This is a genomic window from Nocardioides bruguierae, assembly GCF_023554635.1.
Classification (GTDB): Bacteria; Actinomycetota; Actinomycetes; order Propionibacteriales; family Nocardioidaceae; genus Nocardioides; species Nocardioides bruguierae.
In genome coordinates, this window is the sequence record NZ_JAMJPH010000025.1 from 135,494 (window position 1) to 160,561 (window position 25,068).

Here is a 25,068-nt window from a genome sequence, read left to right on the forward strand (position 1 = left end):
GAGCGGGTCGGCCCTCAGAACAGGCCGAGGTCGTCCAGCACCGCGCGCGTGTGCGGACCCACCCCGAAGCTCGCGGCGGTGGCGAGGTCGACGAGGTCGTCGACGTCGCGCCTCAGCGAGCCCAGGGGAGCGTGGCAGGTGCGGGTGAGGTCGACGGCGCCCGCGCCTGCGTGGGCGGCCGCGGAGCCCTCGCCGAAGCGGGGCGCGAAGGCGGAGGGCTCCGCGGTGTAGAGCGTGGTGCCCAGACCGGCCGCGTCCGGCACGAACGCCTGGCCTGACGCCGGCAGGGCCCCGTGCGCGGCGGCGAGCGCTGCGTCGAGGTCACCGGGCTCGAGCCCGGGCAGGTCGGCGGGCAGCGCCACCGGCACCAGGTCCCGCCACCGGCGGGCGGCCTCCGCGGCACTCTGCACCAGCGTCTCGTTCAGGCCGGTGGCGCCGTCGGGCAGGCACGTCGCCCCGGCTGCGCCGAGGGCCAGGGCCAGCACGGCGTCGTCGGTGGCCACGAGGACGGCGGCCACCTGCTCGGCCGCCAGGCAGGCCGCCACGGTGTCGCGGGCGAAGGCCGCCGCGAGCGCGGTGCGGGCGCCGTCGTCCACGCCCTGGAGGCGGCTCTTGCCCGCCACGGGGGGCTTCACCGGCACGAGCACCACGAAGCGTGCGGGGGACGGCACGGCGTCGGAGGGGGGCACGGGCGAGGATCCTGCCAAACGCCCCCGGCGACCCGAACGAGTAGCCTGCCCTCCTGCGTGGTCGTGACCACGCGAGGCAGACCCTGAGCAGAGGAGAAGGACCCGTAGTGCCCGTTCGCAGGTTGCAGCAGCCGCGGGGCTGGGCGTGGACCATCGCGGTGGCCATCCTCAAGCCCGTCCTCCTCGCGACGACGCGTCAGGACTGGCACCACGGTGAGCGCATCCCCGCCACGGGCGGCGTGGTCCTGGCCGTCAACCACACCTCGCACGTCGACCCGCTGACGGCGGCCCACCTGGTCTACGACCACGGCCGCCTCGCCCGGTTCCTGGCGAAGTCGGGGCTGTTCCGCAACAGGTTCCTCGGCTTCTTCCTGCGGGCCGCGGGCCAGATCCCGGTGGAGCGGGAGAGCCACGGGCACGCCGCCTACGCCGCGGCGGTGGACGCCGTGCGCGCCGGCGAATGCGTCGTGGTCTACCCCGAGGGCACCATCACCCGCGACCCGCAGCTGTGGCCGATGACCGGCAAGACCGGCGCCGCCCGCATCGCGCTGGAGACCGGCTGCCCGGTGCTCCCCGTCGGCCAGTGGGGGGCCCACGAGCTGCTGGCGCCCTACAGCAAGCGCCCGCACCTGTTCCCGCCCACCACCATCCACCTCTCGGTGGGCGAGCCCGTGGACCTCTCCGACCTCGCCGCTGGGCCCGTCACCACCGAGGTGGTGCACGCGGCGACCGAGCGCATCCAGGCGGCGATCGTGGCCGAGGTCGAGGTGCTGCGCGGCGAGAAGGCTCCGGCGGAGCGCTTCGACCTGCGCCGAGCACGGGCGGCGGAGCGGGCAGCCCGGGAGGCGCAGGAGAGCGAGCGCCTGGAGGACCGGGACCAGAAGCAGGACACCGGCGACGGAGGAGACACCCCATGACCGAGCAGCCCGCCGGCACCGCCCGGCCCACCGAGCCCGGACGCTTCGGCAAGGTCGCCGTCCTCGGCGCCGGGTCGTGGGGCACCGCGTTCTCCATCGTCCTCGCCGACGCCGGCAACGACGTGACGCTGTGGGCCCGCCGCGAGGAGGTCGCCGCGGCGATCACCGGGAAGCGGGAGAACACCGACTACCTGCCCGGGCTCACGCTGCCCGACGCGATCAGCGCCACCCACGACGTGCAGGCGGCCCTCGCCGGTGCGGACGTCGTCGTCCTGGCGACCCCCTCGCAGACGCTGCGCGAGAACCTGGTCGGCTGGGCGCCGCACCTGGAGCCCGACGCCGTGCTCGTCTCGCTGATGAAGGGCGTCGAGCTCGGCACGCTGCGCCGGATGAGCGAGGTGATCCACGAGGTCACCGGCGTGCCCAGCGAGCGCGTCGCCGTGATCAGCGGGCCGAACCTCTCCGGCGAGATCGCCCGGCGCGAGCCGGCCGCCTCGGTGGTCGCGTGCACCGACGAGGACGTGGCCAAGCGGCTGCAGCTGCGGGTCCACTCACCCGCGTTCCGGCCCTACACCTCGACCGACGTCGTGGGCTGCGAGCTGGGCGGTGCCTACAAGAACGTGGTCGCGCTGGCCGTCGGCATGGCGGTCGGGCTGGGCTTCGGCGACAACACCACCGCCTCGATCATCACCCGTGGCCTGGCCGAGACCGCACGCCTGGCGACCCGGCTGGGTGCCGACCCGCTGACCCTCATGGGCCTGGCCGGCCTCGGCGACCTCGTCGCCACCTGCTCCTCCCCGCTCTCGCGCAACCGCACCTTCGGCGAGAAGCTCGGCCGCGGCATGACCACCGAGGAGATCTACGCCTCGACCCGGCAGGTGGCCGAGGGAGCGAAGTCCTGCTCGTCGCTGCGCGCGCTGGCCGCCCAGTACGGCGTGGACGCCCCGCTGGCCACCATCGTCGACGAGGTCGTCTCCGGCCGGATGACGGCCAAGGAGATGGTCGACATCACCCTCGCCCGCGACACCAAGGCGGAGAAGGACTAGGACGGCGACTCGGGCGAGGAACGAGCCCGGGTCGCTCCTCGCCCTCGACCACCGGTGTCTCAGCCGACGAGGTCGTCCAGCGCCGAGGACAGGTCGGCCCACAGGTCCTCGACGTCCTCGATGCCGACCGAGAGCCGCACGAGCGCGTCCGAGACCGTCTTCGGCTCGGTGGCCCAGCGTCGACGCCGCTCCAGGGAGGACTCGACGCCGCCCAACGAGGTGGCGTGCACCCACAGCCGGGTCTTGCGGGGCAGCAGGTCCGCGGCCAGCGCGCCGGCGGCCAGCTCGACGGAGACCATCGCGCCCCACCCGGGGTAGCGGACGAGGCCCACGGCCGGGTGCTCGGCGAGCCGCCGGGCCAGCTCGGCGGCGTTGGCGCAGGCCCGCTCGACGCGCAGGTGCAGCGTCCGCATGCCGCGCAGCGCGAGCCAGGACTCGAGCGTGCCGGGCACGGCGCCGAGCAGGTCGCGGCGGCCCTTGAGCACGCCGCGGAGCTGCTCGTCGCGGGTGACGAGGGCGCCCAGGAGCACGTCGGAGTGGCCGGAGAGGTACTTGGTCGCCGAGTGCACGACGATGTCGGCGCCGTCGTCCAGCGGCTTCTGCAGCAGCGGGGTGGCGAAGGTGTTGTCGACGACCACGTAGGCCCCGGCCGCGTGCGCCGCCTCGCAGATCGCCGGGACGTCCGCCACGTCCAGGTTCGGGTTGGTGGGCGACTCCAGCCAGACCAGCGCGGTGTCGTCGTCGATGGCGGCGAGCACGGCGTCGGTGTCGGCGACGTCGACCAGGCGGGAGCGCAGACGACCGCGCATCTCGAGGTCGCCGATCTGGGTCAGGGAGCCCTGGTAGGCGGCGTCCGGGGCCAGCACCAGCGCGTCCTGCCCGACGAGGTCGAGCACGCAGGACACGGCGGCCAGGCCGGAGGAGAACGCGAGCGCGTCGCCGCCCTCGAGCTCGCCGAGGGCGGCCTCGAACGCCTGCCAGGTCGGGTTGCCGTACCGGCCGTACTCGCGGTCGCCGCCGGCCACGTAGACCGAGGCCATGGTCAGGGGCTCGTTCAGCGGTGCGTCGGGCACGTGGGCCGGACGCCCGGCGTGCACGGCCCGGGTGGAGGGGGCCAGACCGTCGGGGAGGCCGCCGGTGGGCGCGGGGGAGGTGTCGTCGCTGGTGCTCATCGCCCTCCAGCCTAGGAGGCGCCGGCGCCGGGTCACCCGCCGGTGCGGGTGTCGGGATCAAGCGGGTGGTGCGTCCACCGTTAGTCTCTGACCCGTGCTGACCACGCTCCTGGGCGGACGCGCCTTCGCCGAGAAGACGGGCTCCGGTCCGACGCGGGTGGTGGCGCTCCACGGATGGGCGCGCACCCGCGCCGACTGGGCCCCTGTCCTCGCCGATACCGACGCCCTCGCTCTCGACCTCCCCGGCCACGGGGCCACGCCCGAGCCCGACGCCGCCTGGGGCGCCGCCGAGTACGCGGACTTCGTCATCGAGGTCCTCGAGACGCTGGACCGCCCCGTCCTCGCCGGCCACTCCTTCGGCGGACGCGTCGCGATCACCGTCGCCGCGAAGCGACCGGACCTCGTGCGGGGCGTCGTGCTCACCGGCGTCCCCCTCCTGCGCAAGCAGCCGACCGGCGGCGGGAGGAAGCCCGCGCTCGGCTACCGCGTCATGCGCGCGCTGCACAGGCGCGGCCTGGTGGGTGACGACAAGATGGAGCAGCTGCGCCGCAAGCACGGCTCCGCCGACTACGCGAACGCCCGCGGCGTCATGCGCGAGATCCTGGTGAAGCTGGTCAACGAGGACTACCGCGAGGAGCTGGTCACGGTCGCCGAGCACGGCGTGCCGGTGGCCATGGTCTGGGGGGAGCACGACACTGCCGCGCCCGTCCCCATGGCCCGCGAGGCGCTCGACCTGCTCGGCGAGGTCGCCACGCTCACCGTCGTCCCCGGCTCCGCCCACCTGCTCGACGCCGCGCTCGTGGCCGAGCTCCAGCAGGCGATCGCCGTGCTGCGCGAGAGCGAGCCCACCCAGACCGCCGCCGTCACCGACCCGTCCACCCCGGAGGAGGAGCGATGACCGCGCTCGACCTGGTCGCCGCGCTCGCGACCCTCGTGCTCGTGATCGTCGCCGACCTGCGCTGGTGGCGCGTCGCGCAGCGCGAGCACTACGGCCCCGGCCGCGTGCTGGCCATGACCGGCATCTGGCTGCGCGCCGTCCCGCTGGGCCTGCTCGGCCTCGTGGCGCTCGTCGTCTGTGCCCTGGCCGGCGTGCCGTACCCGCTGATGGGTGTCGTGGCCGCCGTCGTCCTCGTCGCCTGGCCGCCGGGCCTGGTGCTGTGGCGCTCGGAGAAGAAGCTGGCGTTCACCGCGCGCGTCAAGCGCCTGGTCGCCCTCACCGTCGGCCTGCAGGTCGTCGTGACCGCGGTGCTGCTGCCGCTGGGCGCCGTCTCCTTCCTCCCGCTCCTGGCGGTGCCGCTGGTCGAGGTGGCGCTGCTGGCCGCCCAGCCGATCGAGGCGCGCCTGAACAAGCGCTGGCAGGTCTCGGCCGCCGAGAAGATCAAGCGTGTCTCCCCGCGGGTCGTGGCGATCACCGGCTCCTACGGCAAGACCTCCACCAAGAACTACGTGACCCACCTGCTCCAGGGCCGCTGGTCGACGCTGGCCAGCCCGGCGTCCTTCAACAACGTGCTCGGCCTCTCCCGCGCCGTCAACGACCGGCTCGAGCCCGGCACCGACGTGTTCGTCGCGGAGATGGGCACCTACGGCCCCGGCGAGATCGCGTCGCTGTGCGAGATCTTCCGCCCCGAGGTCTCGGCGATCACCACGATCGGCGAGGCTCACCTGGAGCGGATGAAGAACCGCGAGACCATCGTCCGCGCCAAGAGCGAGATCCTGCCGCCCGCCTCGACCGTCGTCCTCAACGTCGACGTGCCGGAGCTGCACGAGATCGCCGAGCGGATGCGCGCGGAGAAGCGGGTCATCGCCGTCTCCGCCGGCGAGCACCCCGAGGCCGAGGTGGTCGTCCGCCGGGCCGAGGACGGCGGCTGGGAGCTGGTCCTCAGCGGTGCTGCCCACCCCGTGCGGCTGCCCGCGGACGTCGGCCACCCCACCAACGTGGCCGTCGCGGTCGGCCTGGCCGTGGCGCTGGACGTGCCCGAGAAGACGCTGCTCGAGCGCCTGCCCGGCATCCCGGCCACCCCGCACCGCGCGGAGGCCACCACCGGCGCCGACGGCGTCGCGGTCATCGACGACACCTTCAACTCCAACCCCACCGGCGCGGCCCGGGCCCTGGCCCACGCCCGCGAGCTGGCGGGGGAGAGCGGCAGGGTCTGGACGATCACCCCCGGCATGATGGAGCTAGGGCACCGGCAGCGCGAGCGCAACGCCGCCCTCGCCGTCGACGCCACCGGCGACGAGCGCAGCACCCTGTGCGTCGTGGGTCGCACCAACGTCCCGGCGCTGCTGGCCGGCGAGAAGGAGCGCACCAAGCGCTTCGCCTCCCGGGAGGCCGCCACCGCCTGGGTGCGCAAGCAGGCCCGCGCCGGCGACGTCATCCTCTTCGAGAACGACCTGCCCGACCACTACCCGTGATCGGCGCGTGATGGGCCGGGTGCGGCGGGGAGGTGCGAGACTGCTCCCCGGGCCGCCCGGCGGCCCGGCACGCAAGCACGACACCGACCCAGCAGGAGAGTCCCACACGTGGTGAGCAAGGCAACCGTCGTCTTCGGCGGACCGTCGGCGGAGCACGACATCAGCATCCTGACCGGGCTGCAGGCCGAGCGGGTGCTCAGCCGCGCCGGGCTCGAGGTGCAGTGCCTCTACTGGGCGCGCAGCGAGGACTTCCACCTCGTGCCCAACGGCACCGAGGCCCGCGACTACCTCGGCGGGCCCCCGGCCTCGGCCAAGAAGCTCGAGCTGCGGATCGGCGCCGACAAGGGCGACGGGTTCTACCTGCCCGGCATGCGGGCCAAGAAGCTGGACGTCGGCACCGTGCTGTCCACGCTGCACGGCGGCGCCGGCGAGTCCGGCGGTGCGCAGGCGCTGTTCGCGATGCTCGGCGTCCCGGCCACCGGCGGCACCCTGGCCGCGGCCGCGCTCGGCATGGACAAGCTGGCCTTCGGCGGCGTGATGGCCTCCGCCGGCGTCCCGACGCTCGACCGGCAGCTGCTCAGCGCCGACCACGCCCCCGGCTTCGAGGGCCCCTACATCATCAAGCCGCGCTTCGGGGGCTCCTCGATCGGCATCGAGGTCGTCGACGACCTGGAGACCGCGCGTGCGCTGCTCTCGACCAGCCCGCACCTGCGCGAGGGCGCGGTCGTCGAGCCCAACCGCCCCGATCTGTTCGACCTCAACGTCTCGGTGCGCACGGCCCCGACGCTGGCGGTCTCGGACGTGGAGCGCCCGCTGCGGCCCTCGGACGGCGCGATCTACGACTACTCGGCGAAGTACCTGCACACCGAGGGCCTGGCCTCCGCGCCGCGCGAGTTCCCCGCCGACATCAGCGACGATCTGCGCGGTCGCATCCAGGAGCTGGCCCGCCGCGTCGTCGAGCTCACCGGCCTCACCGGCGTCCTGCGCATCGACTTCCTCTCCGACGGCACCGAGGTGTTCGTCAACGAGGTCAACTCGATCCCGGGCGCGCTGGCCCTCTACCTGTGGCCCGACACCACCCCGGCCGAGGTGCTGAAGTCGGCGCTGGCCGAGGCGGAGAAGCTGCCGCCCCGCGCCACCTGGAACTACGAGGAGGGCGTGGCCCTGCGCGCCGCCGGCGGCATCGCCTCCAAGCTCGCCGGCCTGCCCAGCGAGGGCTGACGCGGGCGACCGCCACGCGCACGAGCAGAAGGCCCCGGACCGCACGGTCCGGGGCCTTCCGCGTTGCTGCGTCTACGTGTGCGCGGGGCGCTCAGGCGAGCACGTGGGCGATCAGGTCGCGGGTGACCTGGCCGAGGGTGGTGCCGGAGAGACCGCACGCGAACGGCATCACCGAGGTCTCGGTGGTGCCGGGGGTGATGGCGGTCTCCAGGACGACGTAGGAGCCGTCGGGGGAGACGATGAAGTCGCTGCGGCTCAGGCCGCGCAGGCCCAGCACCTCGTGCGCCTGGCAGGCGGCCCGCTCCAGCTCGGCGATGACGTCCTCGCCGAAGTCCGGTCGCGACAGCCCGACGTACTCGGCGGTGTAGCGGGCCGAGAAGTCGAACTCGTGGCCCTTCTCGAAGTCGATCGCGACCGGCGAGAGGGCACGCAGGCCCTGGGCGTCCTCGACGCACACCACGCTGACGTCGACGCCCTCGATGAACCGCTCGACCAGCGCGTCCTCGCAGTAGGAGTAGGCCCGCACGAGCGCGGAGGGGAGCGCGCCCAGCCCGTCGACGCCCGTGACGCCCAGCGCGGAGCCGCCGCGGGTCGGCTTGACCACGACCCGCTCGCCCAGGTGGGCCATCACGTGCTCCATCAGCGCGCTGGGCCCGACGTCGCGGAAGGTCTGCGCCGAGAGCCCGACGCTCTCGGGCGTGGGGATGCCGGCCCGGCGCAGCAGCTCGCGGCTGGTCGCCTTGTCCCACGCGACGCGGCACGCGGCGCTGGGGGAGCCGACGAACGGCATGTCGATCAGCTCGAGCAGGGTCTGGATCTCCCCGTCCTCGCCGAACTGGCCGTGCAGCACCGGGAAGGCGACGGCGACCTTGTCGTCCTCGAGCGCGCTGAGCAGCTTGCGGTCGAAGTCGTAGGCGGCGGCCTCGACGCCCGCCTGGCGCAGCTCACGCACCAGGACCCGGCCGCTGGCCAAGGAGACGTCACGCTCGTGGGAGAGCCCGCCGGCGATGACCGCGACCGGGCCGGGGATCTCGAGGGGCTCTGCTGCGCTCATGGGTACAGGCTCCCACACGGTCCTGTGCGCTCGTGCGGGCGCCGTCCGGATGCCCGGTACGCGGTACGGCAGCCGACCGGTACCCCTGGCCGGGCAAGGCCGGGGACGGCTACTTGCAGGTGGTCACGCGCTCGAGGTGCTCCTTGACCGGAGCCGCCAGGGCGGTGAGCACCGAGAAGCCGGCGTCGCCGCGCTCGGTGGCGGGGAAGACCACGCTGACGCGCGGGGAGAACTCCACCGTGGTGCTGACGGCGCCGCCGCCCGGGTCGTCCAGCTGCTCCGTCGGCGTGTACCAGCCGACCCCCTGCACCGCGTCGCAGGCGGAGGTGGCCTCCAGCCCGTCGGGCGCGACCGCACCGCAGACGACGGTGACGTCGTCCTCCTGGTTCAGCGAGCTGGGGTCGCCGAAGACGGCGGTGCCGGCCTCGAGGTCCGGCTCCGCGCGGGCCGAGAGGGTGCCCAGCTCGGTGCCGAGCGACTCCAGCAGGTCGGTGCAGGCCTGGCGGTCCGCGGCGTCGAGGGTCTCGGTGCCCGGCACCGCGACGCCGGAGGAGCCGCAGCCGACCAGGGCGCCGGTCAGCAGGGCCGCCGACAGCAGCGCCGTGGCGGGGCGGGTGAACGGTGGCACGTCGGCTCCTCCGGCGTGGGGGTGGGTCGTCAGATGTTGACGACCGGGCAGGTCAGGGTGCGGGTGATCCCGTCGAGGGACTGGACCTTGGAGACGACCATCCGGCCGAGCTCGTCGACGTCGCGGGCCTCGGCCCGGACGATGACGTCGTAGGGGCCGGTGACGTCGTCGGCCTGCGTCACGCCGGGCATGTCCCGGATCTCGCCGGCCACCTGGGCGGCCTTGCCGACGTCGGTCTGGATCAGGATGTAGGCCTGGACGACCACGGTTCACTCCTCGGGGCGGGGTCACGGCGCCGTTGCCGCGGGCGTCGGAGGACCTCCGCCGCCGAGCGGACCATACCTGTCGGCCCGCACGCCTCCGGACGGGCCCGTCGGGACGCGGGGGGAGCCGCGGGGTGGGACGCGGGCCGGGGACCTGCCTCGCGGCGCCGGGGAGGGCGTCTGGTGGGATGGGGGCATGTCCTCCCCGGCCGCCGACCTGCCTCCGGGCGCCACCGTCGCCGACGCGGGGGAGTTCGGCCTCATCAGCCGCATGGTCGACCTCTTCGAGATGGGCGAGCACGTGCTGGTGGGCCCCGGTGACGACGCCGCGCTGCTGCGCATCCGCAAGGGTCACGTCGTGGTCTCCACCGACCTCATGGTCGAGGGCCGCCACTTCCGCCGGGAGTGGTGCGACGGCGCGGACGTCGGCCGTCGAGCCGCCGCGCAGAACATCTCCGACGTCAACGCGATGGGCGGCCGTGCGCACTCCCTGACGGTGGGTCTGGCCGCCCCCGCCGACCTGCCGCTGGCGTGGGCGCTGGACCTGGCCCGCGGCTTCGCCGAGGAGTGCCGTCTCGTCGGCGCGAGCATCGTCGGCGGCGACGTGACCCGGGCCGACCAGGTGGTGGTCTCGGTGACGGTGCTCGGCACCTGCACCGTGGCTCCTGTCCTGCGCTCGGGAGCCCGGCCCGGCGACGTGCTGGCCCTGGCGGGCCGCCAGGGCTGGGCCGCGGCCGGGCTGGCCGTGCTGGGGCGCGGGTTCCGCTCCCCGCGGGCCGTCGTGGAGGCCTACCGACACCCCGAGCCGCCCTACGAGGCCGGTCCCGCCGCCGCCGAGGGCGGTGCCACCGCCCTCATCGACGTCTCCGACGGGCTGCTGGCCGAGGCCGGGCACCTGGCCGAGGCCAGCGGGGTCGCCATCGACGTCCGCACCGCCGACCTCGACGTCGCCGAGCCCGTCGCGGCCGTCGGCGCGGCCCTGGGCAGCGACCCGCTCCAGCTCGTGCTCTCCGGTGGCGACGACCACGCCCTGCTGGCCACCTTCCCGCCCGGCGTGGGCCTGCCCGAGGGCTTCCACGCGATCGGCACCGTCGCGGAGGGCAGCGGCGTCACCGTCGACGGGGGTGCCTGGGAGGGCGCTCCCGGCTGGACCCACTTCTGAGCGCACTCGGCCCGGGCCGCAAAACGAACCGCGGCCGCCGTCCAACGAGGGACGACGGCCGCGGTGGGCGCTGATCAGGTCAGCGGGAGACCTTGCCGGCCTTCAGGCAGCCGGTGCACACGTTCAGGCGCTTGGGGGTGCCGTTGACCGTGGCGCGGACGCGCTGGATGTTGGGGTCGAAGCGACGCTTCGTGATCTTGCGGGACCACGGCCGGTTGTTGCCGAAGGTCGGCTTCTTGGCGCAGATGTCACAGACGGCAGCCACCGTGAACTCCTGTGGATCGGGATCGGGATTACGTACAGTTTCCGGCCCGTGCGGGCCGAACGATGTCGGGGCCCTGCCTGGCGTGGTGGGCCCGTCGTGGGCGCACCGGACCGGCCGGGGCAACCACAAGAGAGTAGCCGAGGCGGGCCGCGCCGGACGAATCCACGACCGTGGAGCCCGGAGCACCGTCTCGGGTGCGCCCTCAGGATGCCCTAGTCTTCGCCGCGTGACCACCGCCGGGACCAGCATCGACCTCGTCGTCGTGCAGCGGTTCGTGGACGCGGCCACCGACGCGCTGGCGGCGGTGCGCGAGGAGGTCGACGACCTCAACGTCTACCCCGTGCCCGACGGCGACACCGGCACGAACATGTACCTGACGCTGTGCTCCGGGCGGGACTCCCTGCTCGAGACCGTCGGGGTGGACGGGGCGGGGCCGGTCGACGCCCTGGCTGCCCTGGGCCGCGGGGCGCTGCTGGGTGCGCGCGGCAACTCCGGCGTCATCTTCTCCGAGATGCTGCGCGCGCTGGCCGCCCGGGTCGCGGCCGCCGACCCGGCACGGCGGCACGCCGTCGTCCTGGCCGACGGGATCGCCGAGGCCGCCGCGGCGGCCTGGCAGGCGGTCGGGACGCCGGTGGAGGGCACGATCCTCTCCGTGGCCCGCGCGGCCGCCGAGGCGGCCGGTGCGGTCGCCGACGACCCGATCGCCCGGGTGCGCGACGTGCTGGTGGCCGCCGCTGCCGCGGCCCGCGAGGCACTGGCCCGCACCCCCTCGCAGCTGGCCACGCTGGCCGCGGCGGGCGTGGTCGACGCCGGCGGACGGGGCCTCGTCGCGGTCCTCGACGCGGCCACGACCCTGCTCACCGGACGCCGCCCCGAGCCGGTGGTGTGCCGCGTCCGGCCCGAGCCCTCGGCACAGGTCGGACGACCGGCCGCCGGTGGTTCCGCTCCGGGCGCCGAGCCGGGCTGCGAGGCCCCCGCCTACGAGGTCATGTACCTGCTCGAGGCCGACGAGGCCGCCGTGGCCACCCTGCGCGAGCGCCTCGACGCGCTCGGCGACTCCCTCGTGGTCGTGGGGGAGGGGCGGCTGTGGAACGTCCACGTGCACGTGGACGACGCCGGTGCCGCCGTCGAGGCCGGCGTCGAGCTCGGCCGCCCCCACCACATCCGCATCACCCACCTCGCCGACGACGTGCACCGTCACCACGCCCGCCACGAGCACGACGACCACGACGGGACCGAGGAGCGCGGCGACGCGGGCGGGACGGGCCGCCCCTCCGCGGCGGACGAGGCCGGGCACCCGAGCCCCGCACCGCGGCTCGCGCCGGGCCGCAGCATCGTGGCCGTCTCCGCCGGCCCGGGCCTCTCCGAGCTCTTCGCCGGCGCCGGGGCCGTGGTCGTCGAGGGCGACCCTGGTCGGCTGCCGTCCACCGGCCAGCTGCTGGAGGCCATCCGGCACGCCGGCACCGAGCAGGTCGTCGTCCTCACCAACGGCGAGGACGTCGTGCGCAGCGCCCAGGTCGCCGCCTCGACGGCGCAGGAGGCCACCGGCGTCCGGGTCGCCGTCGTGCCCACCCGCGCGCAGGTGCAGGGCCTCGCCGCGCTGGCCGTGCACGACCCGGGCCGCGGCTTCTCCGCCGACGTCCGGGAGATGACGGCCACCGCCCGGCAGGTCCGCGACGGAGCGGTCACCGTGGCCGCCCGACCGGCGATGACGATGGCCGGCCCGTGCGAGCCGGGCGACGTGCTCGGCGTCGTCGCCGGCGACTTCGCGGTCGTGGGCGCCGACCTGCACGAGGTGGCCGTGGACGTCGCCGGCCGACTGCTGGCCCAGGGTGGGGAGCTCCTCACGGTCGTCGCCGGCGCGGACGAGGTCAGCGGCGGCGCCGCCGAGCGGATCGCCGCCTGGGCGGAGCGGCACCACCCGCTCGTCGAGGTGCTGGTGTACGACGGTGGCCAGGAGCGCTACCCGCTGCTGCTGTCGGTGGAGTGAGCGATCCTGCTGCCGCGCACCCCCGCACGCCTGCCCGAGGAGAGCCCGTGATCACCCTGGACTCGAAGGTCGAGGCCGTCCTGGGCGAGGCGGGCGCCAAGCGCAAGCGCATCGTCGAGGGCCTGCACATCGAGACCGTCGGGGACCTGCTCAACCACCACCCGCGGCGGTACGTGAAGACCGCCGAGCTCACCGAGGTCGAGTCGCTCGTCGAGGGCGAGATGCTGGTGGTGGTCGGCAAGGTCTCGCAGAGCAGGGAGCGCACCTACACCGACCGCCGCACCGGCCGTCCGGCCTACCGGGTCGAGGTCACCCTGGCGACGGGCGGCCCGGACCTGCGGATGACCTTCTTCGCCAAGAACGCGCGGGTCTCCCAGTACCACCAGCACCGCCTCCAGCCCGGTCGCCGCGGCATCTTCCAGGGCAAGGCGAGCCGCTTCAACGGCCAGTGGCAGCTCACCAACCCGCAGATGGTGCTGATGGGCACGCCGGGGGAGGACACGGCCCAGCTGGCCCTGGAGAACCTCGGCGACCTCTACCCGATCTACCCGCTCACCAAGGGCGTGGAGTCGTGGGACCTCCAGCGGGCCGTCGCGTTCGCGCTCTCGGTGCTGGAGGAGCTGCCCGACCCGATCCCCGAGGACGTGCGCGAGGAGCACGGGCTGATCGGCCTGCGCCAGGCGCTCGCGTGGCTGCACGCGCCCGACGACTTCGGCCAGGTCACCCGGGCCCGCAAGCGGCTCGCCTTCGACGAGGCGCTCGTGACCCAGCTCGTGCTCGGACGCCGGCGGCGCGCCGCGGCCGCCGAGGGAGCCCGCCCCCGGACCGGCGGCGGGGGCCTGCTCGCGGCGTTCGACGCCCGGCTGCCGTTCACGCTCACTGCGGGCCAGGAGCGCGTCGGCGAGGAGATCTTCGACGACCTGGCGCGCGACCGACCGATGAACCGGCTGCTCCAGGGAGAGGTGGGCTCCGGCAAGACCCTCGTGGCGCTGCGGGCGATGCTGCGGGTGGTCGACTCCGGCGGCCAGGCCGCCCTGCTGGCCCCCACCGAGGTGCTCGCCCAGCAGCACCACCGCTCGCTGACCGCCATGCTCGGCGACCTTGCTGCCGGCGGCATGCTCGGCGGCGCCGACGAGGCGACCCGCGTGGAGCTGCTGACCGGCTCGATGACCAAGCGGGAGCGCACCGAGCCGCTCCTGCGGCTGGCGTCGGGCGAGGCCGGCATCGTCGTGGGCACGCACGCGCTGCTCCAGGACACGGTGCAGCTGGCCGACCTCGGCCTGGTCGTCGTCGACGAGCAGCACCGCTTCGGCGTCGAGCAGCGCGCGGCGCTCACCGACAAGTCCCGCGGGGTGCCGCCCCACATCCTGGTGATGACGGCGACGCCCATCCCGCGGACCGTGGCCATGACCGTCTTCGGCGACCTGGAGACCTCCGTCCTGGACGAGCTGCCCGCGGGCCGCGCGCCGATCCAGTCGACCGTGGTGCCGCTCGCCGACGCCCCGCACTGGGCCGACCGGATCTGGGCCCGCGCCCGCGAGGAGGTCGGCAAGGGGCACCAGGTCTACGTCGTCTGCCCCCGCATCGCCGGCGACGAGGAGGAGCCCGCCGACGCCCTCGACGCCCCCGACGCCCCCGACGACTGGGGCGACCCCACCGAGGGGGCGGCCGGCGGGGGAGAGGACGCCCCGCGCCCGCTCTCCGCCGTCGAGGACGTGGTGGCCGAGCTCTCGTCCGGGCCGCTGGCCGGGCTGCGGGTCCAGCCGCTGCACGGCCGGATGGCGGCCGACGAGAAGGACCGCACCATGCGCTCCTTCGCCGCCGGCGACGTCGACGTGCTGGTCTCCACCACGGTGATCGAGGTCGGCGTGGACGTCGCGAACGCCACCACCATGGTCCTGCTCGACGCCGACCGGTTCGGGATCTCCCAGCTGCACCAGCTGCGCGGTCGCGTCGGACGCGGCGGCCTGCCCGGCCTGTGCCTCCTGGTCACCCACGCCGAGGCGGGCTCACCGGCCCGCGAGCGGCTCGACGCCGTGGCCGGCACCTCCGACGGCTTCGAGCTCTCCCGGATCGACCTCGAGCTGCGCCGGGAGGGCGACGTCCTGGGCGCCAGCCAGTCCGGCTTCCGCTCCAGCCTGCAGACGCTGCGGGTCCTGCGCGACGAGGAGACCATCGTGGCGGCCCGGGAGGCCGCGACGGCCCTGCTCGACGCCGACGCGGACCTGCGGCAGGCGCCGCTGCTGGCGGGCATGGTCACCGAGCTGGAGCGCACGGCCGCGGCCGCCTTCGTCGACCGGTCCTGACGACCCTACGATCGGGCGTCATGACCCGGATCATCGCCGGCTCGGCGGGCGGTCGCTCGCTGGCCACCCCGCGCGGCAGCGCGACCCGTCCCACCAGCGACCGGGTCCGCGAGGCGCTGTTCTCCACGGTGCAGTCGTGGGCCGGCTCCTTCGACGGGCTGCGGGTCCTGGACCTCTACGCCGGCACCGGCGCCCTCGGGCTGGAGTCGCTCTCCCGCGGGGCGAGCGCGGCCACGCTGGTCGAGCACGACAAGCGCACGGCCGGCCTGATCAGCCGCAACGCCACCGACCTGGGCCTGGGGCCCGTGCGGGTCGTGGCCGGCACGGTGCGCTCCTTCCTCGCCGGGCCGCCGCCGTCCGAGCCCTACGACCTGGTGCTCTCCGACCCGCCCTACCCCCTCGCGGACGACGCCGTGGCGGCCGACCTGGTGGCGCTGGGCGCACCGGGCTGGCTGGCGGTGGACGCGCTGGTCGTGGTGGAGCGGTCGGCCCGGAGCCCCGAGCCGCGCTGGCCCGCGGGCTTCACGGCCCGCAAGCCGCGCAACTACGGTGAGACCGCGCTCTGGACGGCCGACTGGCCGGGCGGGGCGCAGGAGCAGGAGCAGGACGGCGACGTGCAGCAGGAGGAGGAGCGTCCGTGACGCACACCGTGGTGGTGCCGGGGTCCTTCGACCCCGTGACGCTGGGCCACCTCGACGTGATCGCGCGCGCCGCCGCGCTGTTCGACGAGGTCGTCGTGGCCGTGGGCGTCAACGCCTCCAAGCGACGCCTGTTCTCCGCCGAGGAGCGGATGGACCTGCTGCGCCGTGCCTGTGCCGACCTGCCCAGCGTGCGCGTGGCCGGCTTCGAGGGCCTGGTCACGGGGTTCTGCGCCGAGATCGGCGCCCAGGCCATCGTCAAGGGGCTGCGCACCGCGCAGGACTACGAGTACGAGCTGCCGATGGCGCACATGAACACGCGGCTGACCGGCGTCACGACGCTGTTCCTGCCGACGAGCCCCGAGCACGCCTTCGTGTCCTCCTCGCTGGTGAAGGAGGTCGCGGCGTTCGGCGGCGACACCTCGGCGTTCCTGCCCGCCTTCGTGCACGAGGCCCTCGTCGCGCGGCTGGCCGAGCGGAGCGCGGGGGGCGGGTCGTGAGCCCGGTCGCTGCTGGTGCCGGTCACCCCTGCGTCAGCAGTTTGGTGGCACACCAGCCCACCGTTACGATTCTCGACGATGTGTCGTGCCCGGAACCGGAAGTGATCCCCTGACCAGCCTGGACCCGAGAGCGCCGCTCGTGCTCGATACCCACGAGCTCGGCCGCCGCCCGGGGTCCCAACGTCAGGTGTCGCGAACGGTACCGGCCCCGACAGATCTGGGCATCGAAGTCCTGCGTGTCCCCGAGGGGTCGCCGGTCCAGCTGGACCTGCGCCTCGAGGCGGTCATGGAGGGGGTGCTGGTCACGGGTGAGGCTCACGCCTCGCTCGACGGCGAGTGCGTGCGGTGCCTGGAGCCGATCGACGACGAGGTCGACGTGACGTTCCAGGAGCTGTACGTCTACGACGAGCACCAGACGCCTCACGACGAGGACGACGACGTCAGCCGGCTCGACGGCGACCTGGTCGACCTCGAGCCCCAGCTGCGGGACGCGGTGGTGCTGGCACTACCGTTCCAGCCCCTGTGCTCGGAGGACTGTGAAGGCCTCTGCCCGGAGTGCGGGGTGCGGCTGAACGACGAGCCCGACCACGGGCACGAGGACCCGATCGACCCGCGTTGGGCGGGGCTGACCGGCCTCAAGCAGGACTTGGACGACAAGAGCTGACCGGAGCGGGAGACCCCGCCCCGGCGATGACGAGGAGACAACAGTGGCAGTCCCGAAGCGGAAGATGTCGCGCAGCAACACCCGGCACCGTCGCTCGGCCTGGAAGGCCGTGGCCCCGACCCTGGTGACCTGCGCGAACCCCGCCTGCGGTGCCAAGCACCTCCCGCACCGCGCGTGCGGCGAGTGCGGCCAGTACGGCGCTCGCGGCGCTCGCCGCCAGGTCCTCTGAGCTCAGGTCCTGTCCTGAGCGAGGAGCTCGACCACACCGCGCTGCGGGCGGCGCTGGGGGATCCCGACCTGGACCCCCAGCTGCTCGAGCGTGCCCTCACCCACCGCAGCTACGCCTACGAGCACGGCGGCCTGCCCACCAACGAGCGCCTGGAGTTCCTGGGCGACTCGGTGCTGGGCGTCGTCGTGACCGAGACGCTGTACCGGACGCACCCCGACCTGTCGGAGGGGCGGCTGGCCAAGCTGCGGGCCGCGGTCGTCAACGCCCGCGCCCTCGCGGGCGTGGCGCGCACGATCGGGCTCGGCCCGCACATCAAGCTGGGGCGCGGTGAGGAGACCACGGGTGGTCGCGAGAAGGCATCGATCCTCTCCGACACCGTGGAGGCGGTCATCGGGGCGGTGCACCTGACCGGAGGTCTGGAGACCTCCGCGGTCGTCGTGCACCGCCTCTTCGACCCGTTGCTGGAGGAGGCCTCCGCGCTCGGCGCCGGCCTGGACTGGAAGACGTCCCTCCAGGAGCTCGCAGCCGAGCACGAGCTCGGCGTCCCGGAGTACGTCATCGAGGACTCCGGCCCCGACCACGCCAAGACGTTCCGCGCGCAGGTGCGGGTGGGGGAGCAGCTCTACGGCAACGGCCAGGGCCGCTCCAAGAAGGAGGCCGAGCAGGCCGCCGCCCAGACCGCCTACGAGGAGATCGAGGCGGACCTGGGGACCTCGGCGACCGCCGGCACCCCCACGGCCGGCAACCCCACGGCCGGCACCCCCGCGGCCGGCGCCGCCGGCTGACGTGCCCGAGCTCCCCGAGGTCGAGGTCGTCCGCGCCGGCCTCGAGCGACACGTGCTCGGCGGTCGTGTCGAGCGCGTCGACGTCCTGCACGAACGCCCCGTCCGGCGTGACCCGCGTGGCCCCGAGGGGTTCGCGGCCGCCCTGGCAGGGCGTCGTCTCGTCTCGGCCCGCCGTCGCGGCAAGTACCTGTGGCTCGCGCTGGACGACGGCGACGCGCTGCTGGCCCACCTCGGCATGAGCGGTCAGCTGCTGGTCCAGCCGCCCGAGGCACCCGCGGAGCGGCACCTGCGGGTCCGGCTCGCGCTCTCCGGCCTGCAGCACGGCCGCGAGCTGCGCTTCGTCGACCAGCGGATGTTCGGCGGCCTGCTGGTCTCGGCCGGTGGCGCCGACCTGCCGCCCGAGATCGCGCACATCGCCCGTGACCCCCTCGACACCGCGTTCGACGACGACGCCTTCGTCGCGCGCGTCCGGCGTAGGTCGGTGGCCATCAAGCGGCAGCTGCTGGACCAGAACCTCGTCTCGGGCGTCGGCAACATCTACGCGGACGAGGCCCTGTGGCGCGCCCGCCTGCACGGTGAGCGTCCGGGGGACCGGCTCACCCGGGCCCAGGTGAGCGAGCTGCTCGGGCACGCCAGGGACGTCATGCGGGACGCGCTCGTCCAGGGCGGCACGTCCTTCGACGCCCTCTACGTCAACGTCAACGGCGAGTCCGGCTACTTCGACCGCTCGCTGCACGCCTACGGCCGCGAGGGCGAGCCGTGCCTGCGTTGCGGCACCCCGGTACGGCGGGTGGCGTTCATGAACCGCTCGTCCTACTTCTGCCCCACCTGCCAGCCGGCGCCACGTCGCCGTCGGCAACCCCGCTGACCTGCGGCGAGAGGTGAACCGCAGGCGTCCGGGAGGGGCTGGGGAGGTGCCGCGTCCGTGGCGGTTCGGCGACTACCCCGGTGGGCATGCGTCCCGGGTTTGACCCTCCTGCGACCTGGTGGGATTCTTGACGATGGCCCGGTCCCGGGTCACACCACTCCTCCCGGAAGGTCAAGCCCATGGCCAAGGCGCTGATCGGCTACATGAACAGCGACCTGCGCGACGCCCGTCTGGCGTCCGACAACGCTCGCCTGCGCAACCGCGTGGCCGAGCTGGAGGCTCTCGTCACCCGCCTCTCCCTCGAGAACGACCGCCTCGTCGCTGCGCACGCCGAGCAGCTCGAGGCCGCCATGCAGGAGATGCAGCCCGCCTGACGGGCCGGCCCGGCCGCCCGGCGCTCGCCGCGGCGGCCGCGACGGCGCTCGCACCCCTCACCCGGTCGACCCGGTGGGGCCGCGAGCAGCGGCACACGGACGGCGCCCGAGCCTCCCAGCGGCGGCACGCTGCCCGGGTGCGGGCACGCCGGAGGCGTCACGGGGCATGATGGCCCCGCAGGACGCCCGTCCGACGCCTCGCCGACCGCTCAGGAGACCCCGGCTTGTACCTGAAGAGCCTGACCCTCAAGGGCTTCAAGTCGTTCGCGTCGGCCACCACGCTCCAGCTCGAGCCGGGCATCACGTGCATCGTGGGCCCCAACGGCTCGGGCAAGTCGAACGTCGTCGACGCCCTGGCCTGGGTCATGGGCGAGCAGGGTGCCAAGTCCCTGCGCGGCGGGAAGATGGAGGACGTCATCTTCGCCGGCACCTCCGGCCGCCCGCCCCTGGGCCGCGCCGAGGTCGTCCTCACCATCGACAACTCCGACGGCGCCCTGCCGATCGACTACGCCGAGGTGACGATCAGCCGGACGATGTTCCGCTCGGGCGGCTCCGAGTACGCCATCAACGGCACCGGCTGCCGACTCCTCGACGTCCAGGAGCTGCTCAGCGACTCCGGCATCGGCCGCGAGATGCACGTGATCGTCGGGCAGGGGCAGCTCGACACGATCCTGCACGCCACCCCGGAGGACCGGCGCGGCTTCGTGGAGGAGGCCGCGGGCGTCCTGAAGCACCGCAAGCGCAAGGAGAAGGCGCTGCGCAAGCTCGACGCGTGCGAGGGCAACCTCAACCGTCTGGGTGACCTCATCTCCGAGATCCGCCGCCAGCTCAAGCCCCTCGGACGGCAGGCGGAGGCGGCCCGCCGCGCCGCCACCGTGCAGGCCGAGGTGCGCGACGCCCGCGCCCGTCTGCTGGCCGACGACCTCGGCCGCGCCCGGGCGTTGCTGGAGAAGGAGCTGGCCGACGAGTCCGTCCTCGCCGAGCGACGCGCGCAGGTCGAGGCCGACCTGGCCGCCGGCCGCGAGCAGGAGGCCGCCGTGGAGGCGGCGCTGCGCGAGGACCTGCCCGCGCTCTCGGCCGCCCAGCAGACCTGGTTCGACCTCTCCGGCCTGCGCGAGCGGCTGCGCGGCACCGAGTCCCTGGCCCGCGAGCGGCTGCGTCACGCCGCCGGTGCGGGCGACGAGGAGCCCGCCCGCGGGCGCGACCCCGAGGAGCTGGAGGCGGAGGCCGACGCCGCCCAGGAGCGCGAGCGGGAGGCCGCTGCCGAGGTCGACCGGCTGCGGGTCGGCCTGGAGGAGACCCTGACCGCGCGGCGGGCCGCGGAGGAGGCGGCCACCGCCGAGGACCGCCGCGTCGCCGCGCTGGTGCGGGCGGCCGCCGACCGGCGGGAGGGCCTGGCCCGGCTGACCGGTCAGGTCAACACCCTGCGCTCGCGTGCGCAGAGCGCGGAGGAGGAGGTCGAGCGGCTGGCCGCCTCGCGGGCGGAGGCCCTGCGTCGCGCCGAGGCCGCGCAGCGGGACTTCCACGCACTGGAGTCCCAGGTGGCGGGTCTCGACGCCGGCGAGGAGGGCCTCGACGCCGAGCACGAGGAGGCCGTCGCCGCCCTGGACGAGGTCGTCGAGCAGCTGGCCGTCGTCGCCGAGCGGGCACGCGCGGCCGACCGGGACCGGCACACGCTGACCGCCCGCAAGGACGCGCTCGAGCTGAGCCTGGCCCGCAAGGACGGCGCCGGTGCCCTCGTCGCGGACGGCGGCCCCGCCGGCGTCCTCGGCACCGTGGTGGACCTGCTGGAGGTGGAGCCGGGCTGGGAGGCCGCCGTGGCCACCGCCCTGGGTCGAGGCGCGGACGCGGTGGCCGTCGCGGGCACCGACGCGGCCCTGGCCGCCCTCGCGCACCTGACCGAAGGCGCGCACGGTCGAGCCACCCTGCTCCTCGCCGATGCCCCGGGCGGCAGCACCACCGCCGCCGACCTCCCCGGGCAGGGGGAGGACGTGGTGCCGGCGGGCTCCGTCGTCACCTGCCGCGATGACCTGCGCCCCGCCGTGCAGCGACTGCTGGGCGGCACCGTGCTGGTGCCCGACCTGGCGGCCGCCCGTGCGGTGCTGGAGCGCCACGCGGACCTCGTGGCCGTCACGCGCGACGGCGCGCTGCTCGCCGGGCACCTGGCCAGCGGCGGCGCGGGGGAGGGGCCCAGCCTGCTGGAGATCTCCGCCGCGGTGGACGAGGCGACCGCCGCGCTCGCCGAGGCCACCGCCACCGGCGAGCGGGCCGCGTTCGAGACCAGTCGCCTCGAGGCGCGACGCCACGACGCCCAGCAGCGCGTCGACGTCGCCCTCGACCAGCTGCACGAGTCCGACGCCCGGCTCGCCGCCGTGGCCGAGCAGCTCGGTCAGCACGGCTCGGCCATCCGGGCCGCGCAGGGCGAGGCCGAGCGGCTCGCCCAGGCGGTGACACGCGCCGAGACGGCTCGCGAGCAGGCGGGCTCCGGCCTCGCCGACCTCGAGCAGCGTCTGGCCGCGGCCGAGGACGTGCCCGAGGAGGAGCCCGACACCGCCGAGTCCGAGCGCCTGGCCGAGTCCGCGCGCGAGGCACGGCAGCGTGAGGTCGACGCGCGCCTGGCGCTGCGCACCGCCGAGGAGCGGGCCCGTGCGGTCCACGGGCGCGCCGACGGCCTGCGCCGGGCCGCGGCCAAGGAGCGGGACGCACGAGCCCGGGCCGCCGAGCGTGCCGAGCGGCTGCGCCGGGAGGCTCGTGCGGCGGAGGCGGTCTCGGTCGCCACCGCGTGGGTCCTCGCCCGGCTCGAGGTCTCGGTGTCCGCCGCGGCGAGCGCCCGCACCGAGGTCGAGCAGGCCCGTGCCGGCCGGGAGCAGCAGCTGCGGGAGGTACGGGCTCGCCTGCGGGACCTCACCGCGCAGCAGACGGACCTGGTCGCCGGCGCCCACCGCGACGAGCTGGCCCGCACGCAGCAGCGGATGCACATCGAGCAGCTGGAGAACCGCGCCGTCGAGGAGCTGGGCATCGAGCCCGACAGCCTGGTCGTGGAGTACGGGCCCGACCAGCCTGTCCCGGTCTTCGGGCAGGCTCCCGCGTCCGGCACGGCGACCACGGCGGGCACGGTGGAGGAGGACGGCGAGGACTCCCCCGAGCAGGAGCCCGAGACGGTCGCCTACGACCGCGAGGAGCAGAAGAAGCGGCTGCGCTCGGCCGAGCGGGCGCTGGCCCAGCTCGGCAAGGTCAACCCCCTGGCGCTGGAGGAGTTCGCGGCGCTCGAGGAGCGCCACCGGTTCCTGGTGGAGCAGCTGGAGGACCTGCGCAAGACCCGCAAGGACCTCCTCGACATCGTCGCGGACGTCGACGCCCGGGTGGAGCAGGTCTTCACCGAGGCCTACGCCGACGTGGAGAAGGCGTTCGACGCGACGTTCGCCCGGCTCTTCCCCGGAGGAGAGGGCCGGCTGGTGCTCACCGACCCCGCGAACATGCTGACCACCGGCATCGAGGTCGAGGCGCGGCCGCCGGGCAAGAAGGTCAAGCGGCTCTCCCTCCTCTCGGGCGGCGAGCGCTCCCTGGTGGCCGTCGCGTTCCTCGTCGCGCTGTTCAAGGCCCGCCCCTCGCCCTTCTACATCCTCGACGAGGTCGAGGCGGCCCTGGACGACACCAACCTCGGGCGTCTGCTGCAGATCTACGAGGAGCTGCGCGAGTCCTCCCAGCTGCTCGTGATCACCCACCAGAAGCGGACGATGGAGGTCGGTGACGCGCTCTACGGCGTCACCATGCGCGGCGACGGCGTCTCCACCGTCATCAGCCAGCGGTTGCGCGACGAGGCCACTGCCTGAGCCCCGTCCCCGGGGCCCCTGCAAGACCTGTCCCGCAGGCCGTCCACCACCCTCGCGGGCGCTGGGGTCCTGGCCCGGACCGTGGCAGGCTTGGCCTGTCTCCCGGGCGCGCTGGTGCCCGTCCCCTCAGGAAGGTCGCAGCAGCTCTCGTGGTCAGCATCATCGTCGCCATGGTCGTGGTCGTCGCCCTCGCCGGCGGCATCCTCTTCTACGTCGCCTACCCGCACCAGGGGCGTGACGTGGAGGGCGCCTCGTGGCTGAGCGCGCCGCTCATCCGCGCCGCCTTCCGCCTGCCGGTCCTGCGTGACGGCGACCCGGACACCGACGCCGCGGCCCAGCAGCGCCGCCACCACGAGGACGACGCCGCCGACGAGCGGGCGCGGCTGCGCGAGGAGCACCGTGCCCAGCGTGACGAGCAGCAGCGCGCCGAGCGCGAGCGTGAGCACGCGGAGAGCACCCAGGGCTGAGCCCGTCCCCGCCACCGCTTGCCGGGTGGCGGACCCCCGGCACGGGGGTGACAGGATGACCGCATGGATTCCATGCTGTCGCTGATCATCGGCATCGCGGTGGTGGCCTGCCTGCTGGTGGGCCTCGTCGTCGGCCTCGTCGTCTCGAGCCGACGAGGGTCCCGACCCGGTCCTCCGGTCGAGGGCCACGCCCCGGCCACGACCGTCCCGCCCGCGCAGGCGCCCGTCGAGCCCGACGCCGAGGTCGTCCCCGACGAGGCGCCGACGCAGGCCCCCGTCGAGACCGTCGAGGAGCCGGCCGCCCCGGCCCTGGACGTCCCGGAGCCGGCGTCCTCGCGCCTGGTCCGCCTGCGGCAGCGGCTGGCCGGCTCGCAGAACGCGCTGGGCAAGGGCCTGCTCGCGCTGCTCTCGCGCGACCGGATCGACGAGGACACCTGGGAGTCCATCGAGGACACCCTGCTCACCGCGGACGTGGGCGTCGCGGCCACCACCGAGCTGGTCGAGAAGCTGCGCACCCGCCTGCGCGTCGAGGGCGGCGGTGACGCGCGCCAGGTCCTCCGCGAGGAGCTGGTCGCGCTGATCGGTGCGGACGTCGACCGCTCCCTGTCCGTCAGCGGCGCGGGGGAGGACCCCGGGGTCGTGCTCGTCGTCGGCGTCAACGGTGCCGGCAAGACCACCACCGTCGGCAAGATCGCCCGCATCCTCGTGGCCGAGCAGCGCAGCGTCGTGCTCGGTGCGGCCGACACCTTCCGTGCCGCGGCCGCGGAGCAGCTGACCACCTGGGGCGACCGGGTGGGCGTCCCCGTCGTCCGCGGCGAGGAGGGGTCGGACCCGGCCGCCGTCGCCTACCGCGCGGTCGACGCCGGCGCCGAGCAGGGCGCCGACACGGTGCTGGTCGACACCGCCGGCCGTCTGCAGAACAAGAAGGGGCTCATGGACGAGCTCGGCAAGGTCAAGCGGGTCGTGGAGAAGAAGGCCGCGGTCACCGAGACGCTGCTCGTCCTCGACGCCACCACGGGCCAGAACGGCCTCATCCAGGCACGGGTGTTCGCCGAGGCGGTGGACGTCTCGGGCATCGTGCTGACCAAGCTCGACGGCTCGGCCAAGGGCGGCATCGTCGTGGCGGTGCAGCGCGAGCTCGGCGTGCCGGTGAAGCTGGTCGGCCTCGGCGAGGGCGCGGACGACCTGGCCCCCTTCGAGCCCGGCGCGTTCGTGGACGCCCTGCTCAGCTGACCTGCCGCACCGACGACCCGTCCTCCCGACCGGGAGGGCGGGTCCGCTCGTCTCAGGGACTGCTCAGGAGGCGATCAGCCAGCCGGCGGCGGTCCACCGACCCCAGGAGGGGCCAGGACAGGCTCCTCGGGCCGCGCTCGGACCCCGTGGCCAGCGTGCACGTGTAGCCGCTGACCTGCGGGGGCGCTGCCCCGGTGCACGCCGCGGCAAACCTGCTCCCTGAGAGGGTTCATTCACATGTAACACTGCCCTGGGCTTCGTTACATCCGTGAAACATGCCACGTGGATACGCGAAATCTGGGTTCACGAGGGTGTCGGTCGAACCGGGGCAGTCCACGATCGACAGCGAAGT

The 25,068-nt window shown here is 74.6% G+C and carries 24 protein-coding genes; 18 read left to right on the top strand and 6 right to left on the bottom strand.

Annotated elements, in window-relative coordinates; all coding sequences use genetic code 11:
• Positions 1–14: 14 nt before the first annotated feature.
• The gene (gene cofC, locus M8316_RS14390; protein WP_250055634.1) at positions 15–689 is read right to left on the bottom strand and encodes a 2-phospho-L-lactate guanylyltransferase; all 675 of its coding nucleotides are present in this window, start codon (positions 687–689) and stop codon (positions 15–17) included.
• 107 nt (positions 690–796) lie between these two features.
• Here cofC and M8316_RS14395 point away from each other — a divergent pair, with 107 nt between their 5' ends.
• Together M8316_RS14395 and M8316_RS14400 are read left to right on the top strand one after the other, a co-directional pair.
• Positions 797–1,606 carry a lysophospholipid acyltransferase family protein gene (locus tag M8316_RS14395; RefSeq protein ID WP_250055635.1) on the top strand — a complete coding sequence of 270 codons (810 nt, stop codon included), beginning with the start codon at positions 797–799 and terminating at the stop codon, positions 1,604–1,606.
• Positions 1,603–2,652, top strand: a complete 1,050-nt coding sequence (locus M8316_RS14400) for an NAD(P)H-dependent glycerol-3-phosphate dehydrogenase (protein ID WP_250055637.1) — start codon at positions 1,603–1,605, stop codon at positions 2,650–2,652. The genes M8316_RS14395 and M8316_RS14400 overlap by 4 nt, the downstream gene beginning before the upstream one ends.
• A 59-nt stretch (positions 2,653–2,711) precedes the next feature.
• On the opposite strand, the gene M8316_RS14405 is transcribed toward M8316_RS14400, so the two are convergent.
• Positions 2,712–3,824: a trans-sulfuration enzyme family protein gene (locus M8316_RS14405; protein WP_250055639.1), complete on the bottom strand. Its 1,113-nt coding sequence runs from the start codon at positions 3,822–3,824 to the stop codon at positions 2,712–2,714.
• A 94-nt stretch (positions 3,825–3,918) separates the two neighbouring features.
• Between M8316_RS14405 and M8316_RS14410 the strand changes: the two genes are divergently transcribed.
• The 3 genes from M8316_RS14410 (at position 3,919) to M8316_RS21180 (ending at position 7,457) form a co-directional block, all read left to right on the top strand.
• Complete coding sequence (locus M8316_RS14410; RefSeq protein ID WP_308196029.1) at positions 3,919–4,722, top strand: alpha/beta fold hydrolase; 804 nt, start codon at positions 3,919–3,921, stop codon at positions 4,720–4,722.
• A complete protein-coding gene (locus tag M8316_RS14415; protein ID WP_250055641.1) occupies positions 4,719–6,236 on the top strand; it encodes a Mur ligase family protein in 1,518 nt (505 codons plus the stop codon). Before M8316_RS14410 ends, M8316_RS14415 begins: the two co-directional genes overlap by 4 nt.
• Positions 6,237–6,347: 111 nt before the next feature.
• On the top strand, positions 6,348–7,457 hold the full coding sequence (locus M8316_RS21180; protein ID WP_250055643.1) for a D-alanine--D-alanine ligase family protein: 1,110 nt from the start codon (positions 6,348–6,350) through the stop codon (positions 7,455–7,457).
• Positions 7,458–7,548: 91 nt separating this feature from the next.
• On the opposite strand, the gene M8316_RS14425 is transcribed toward M8316_RS21180, so the two are convergent.
• The 3 genes from M8316_RS14425 to M8316_RS14435 form a co-directional block, all read right to left on the bottom strand.
• Positions 7,549–8,511, bottom strand: a complete 963-nt coding sequence (locus M8316_RS14425) for a D-alanine--D-alanine ligase family protein (RefSeq protein ID WP_250055645.1) — start codon at positions 8,509–8,511, stop codon at positions 7,549–7,551.
• 109 nt (positions 8,512–8,620) lie between these two features.
• Positions 8,621–9,139: a DUF3515 family protein gene (locus tag M8316_RS14430; protein WP_250055647.1), complete on the bottom strand. Its 519-nt coding sequence runs from the start codon at positions 9,137–9,139 to the stop codon at positions 8,621–8,623.
• A gap of 29 nt (positions 9,140–9,168) precedes the next feature.
• Complete coding sequence (locus tag M8316_RS14435; RefSeq protein ID WP_250055649.1) at positions 9,169–9,405, bottom strand: Lrp/AsnC family transcriptional regulator; 237 nt, start codon at positions 9,403–9,405, stop codon at positions 9,169–9,171.
• Positions 9,406–9,619: 214 nt separating this feature from the next.
• Between M8316_RS14435 and M8316_RS14440 the strand changes: the two genes are divergently transcribed.
• Positions 9,620–10,564, top strand: a complete 945-nt coding sequence (locus M8316_RS14440; protein ID WP_250055732.1) for a thiamine-phosphate kinase — start codon at positions 9,620–9,622, stop codon at positions 10,562–10,564.
• Positions 10,565–10,643: 79 nt separating this feature from the next.
• Here M8316_RS14440 and rpmB read toward each other — a convergent pair whose 3' ends face one another.
• Complete coding sequence (rpmB, locus tag M8316_RS14445; protein WP_136570259.1) at positions 10,644–10,829, bottom strand: 50S ribosomal protein L28; 186 nt, start codon at positions 10,827–10,829, stop codon at positions 10,644–10,646.
• A 226-nt stretch (positions 10,830–11,055) separates the two neighbouring features.
• On the opposite strand from rpmB, the gene M8316_RS14450 reads away from it, so the two are divergent.
• The 12 genes from M8316_RS14450 (at position 11,056) to ftsY (ending at position 24,716) form a co-directional block, all read left to right on the top strand.
• Positions 11,056–12,819, top strand: coding sequence for a DAK2 domain-containing protein (locus tag M8316_RS14450; RefSeq protein ID WP_250055650.1), 1,764 nt, complete (start codon positions 11,056–11,058; stop codon positions 12,817–12,819).
• 47 nt (positions 12,820–12,866) lie between these two features.
• Positions 12,867–15,125, top strand: coding sequence for an ATP-dependent DNA helicase RecG (locus M8316_RS14455; RefSeq protein WP_250055653.1), 2,259 nt, complete (start codon positions 12,867–12,869; stop codon positions 15,123–15,125).
• A 20-nt stretch (positions 15,126–15,145) separates the two neighbouring features.
• Positions 15,146–15,766: a 16S rRNA (guanine(966)-N(2))-methyltransferase RsmD gene (gene rsmD / locus M8316_RS14460; protein WP_250055655.1), complete on the top strand. Its 621-nt coding sequence runs from the start codon at positions 15,146–15,148 to the stop codon at positions 15,764–15,766.
• Positions 15,763–16,263 carry a pantetheine-phosphate adenylyltransferase gene (gene coaD, locus M8316_RS14465; RefSeq protein ID WP_250055657.1) on the top strand — a complete coding sequence of 167 codons (501 nt, stop codon included), beginning with the start codon at positions 15,763–15,765 and terminating at the stop codon, positions 16,261–16,263. The genes rsmD and coaD overlap by 4 nt, the downstream gene beginning before the upstream one ends.
• Before the next feature lie 109 nt (positions 16,264–16,372).
• A complete protein-coding gene (locus M8316_RS14470) occupies positions 16,373–16,927 on the top strand; it encodes a YceD family protein (protein ID WP_250055734.1) in 555 nt (184 codons plus the stop codon).
• 43 nt (positions 16,928–16,970) lie between these two features.
• Complete coding sequence (gene rpmF / locus M8316_RS14475; RefSeq protein WP_250055659.1) at positions 16,971–17,156, top strand: 50S ribosomal protein L32; 186 nt, start codon at positions 16,971–16,973, stop codon at positions 17,154–17,156.
• Entirely contained in the window at positions 17,111–17,941 is an 831-nt protein-coding gene (gene rnc, locus M8316_RS14480) for a ribonuclease III (protein ID WP_443689936.1), read from the top strand. Before rpmF ends, rnc begins: the two co-directional genes overlap by 46 nt.
• Before the next feature lies 1 nt (position 17,942).
• The gene (gene mutM, locus M8316_RS14485; protein WP_250055661.1) at positions 17,943–18,809 is read left to right on the top strand and encodes a bifunctional DNA-formamidopyrimidine glycosylase/DNA-(apurinic or apyrimidinic site) lyase; all 867 of its coding nucleotides are present in this window, start codon (positions 17,943–17,945) and stop codon (positions 18,807–18,809) included.
• A gap of 179 nt (positions 18,810–18,988) precedes the next feature.
• The gene (locus M8316_RS14490; RefSeq protein ID WP_250055662.1) at positions 18,989–19,183 is read left to right on the top strand and encodes a hypothetical protein; all 195 of its coding nucleotides are present in this window, start codon (positions 18,989–18,991) and stop codon (positions 19,181–19,183) included.
• Positions 19,184–19,407: 224 nt separating this feature from the next.
• On the top strand, positions 19,408–23,016 hold the full coding sequence (gene smc, locus M8316_RS14495; RefSeq protein WP_250055664.1) for a chromosome segregation protein SMC: 3,609 nt from the start codon (positions 19,408–19,410) through the stop codon (positions 23,014–23,016).
• Positions 23,017–23,165: 149 nt separating this feature from the next.
• Positions 23,166–23,483, top strand: a complete 318-nt coding sequence (locus M8316_RS14500) for a hypothetical protein (protein WP_250055666.1) — start codon at positions 23,166–23,168, stop codon at positions 23,481–23,483.
• A gap of 63 nt (positions 23,484–23,546) precedes the next feature.
• A complete protein-coding gene (gene ftsY, locus M8316_RS14505; protein WP_250055667.1) occupies positions 23,547–24,716 on the top strand; it encodes a signal recognition particle-docking protein FtsY in 1,170 nt (389 codons plus the stop codon).
• Positions 24,717–25,068: the final 352 nt, after the last annotated feature.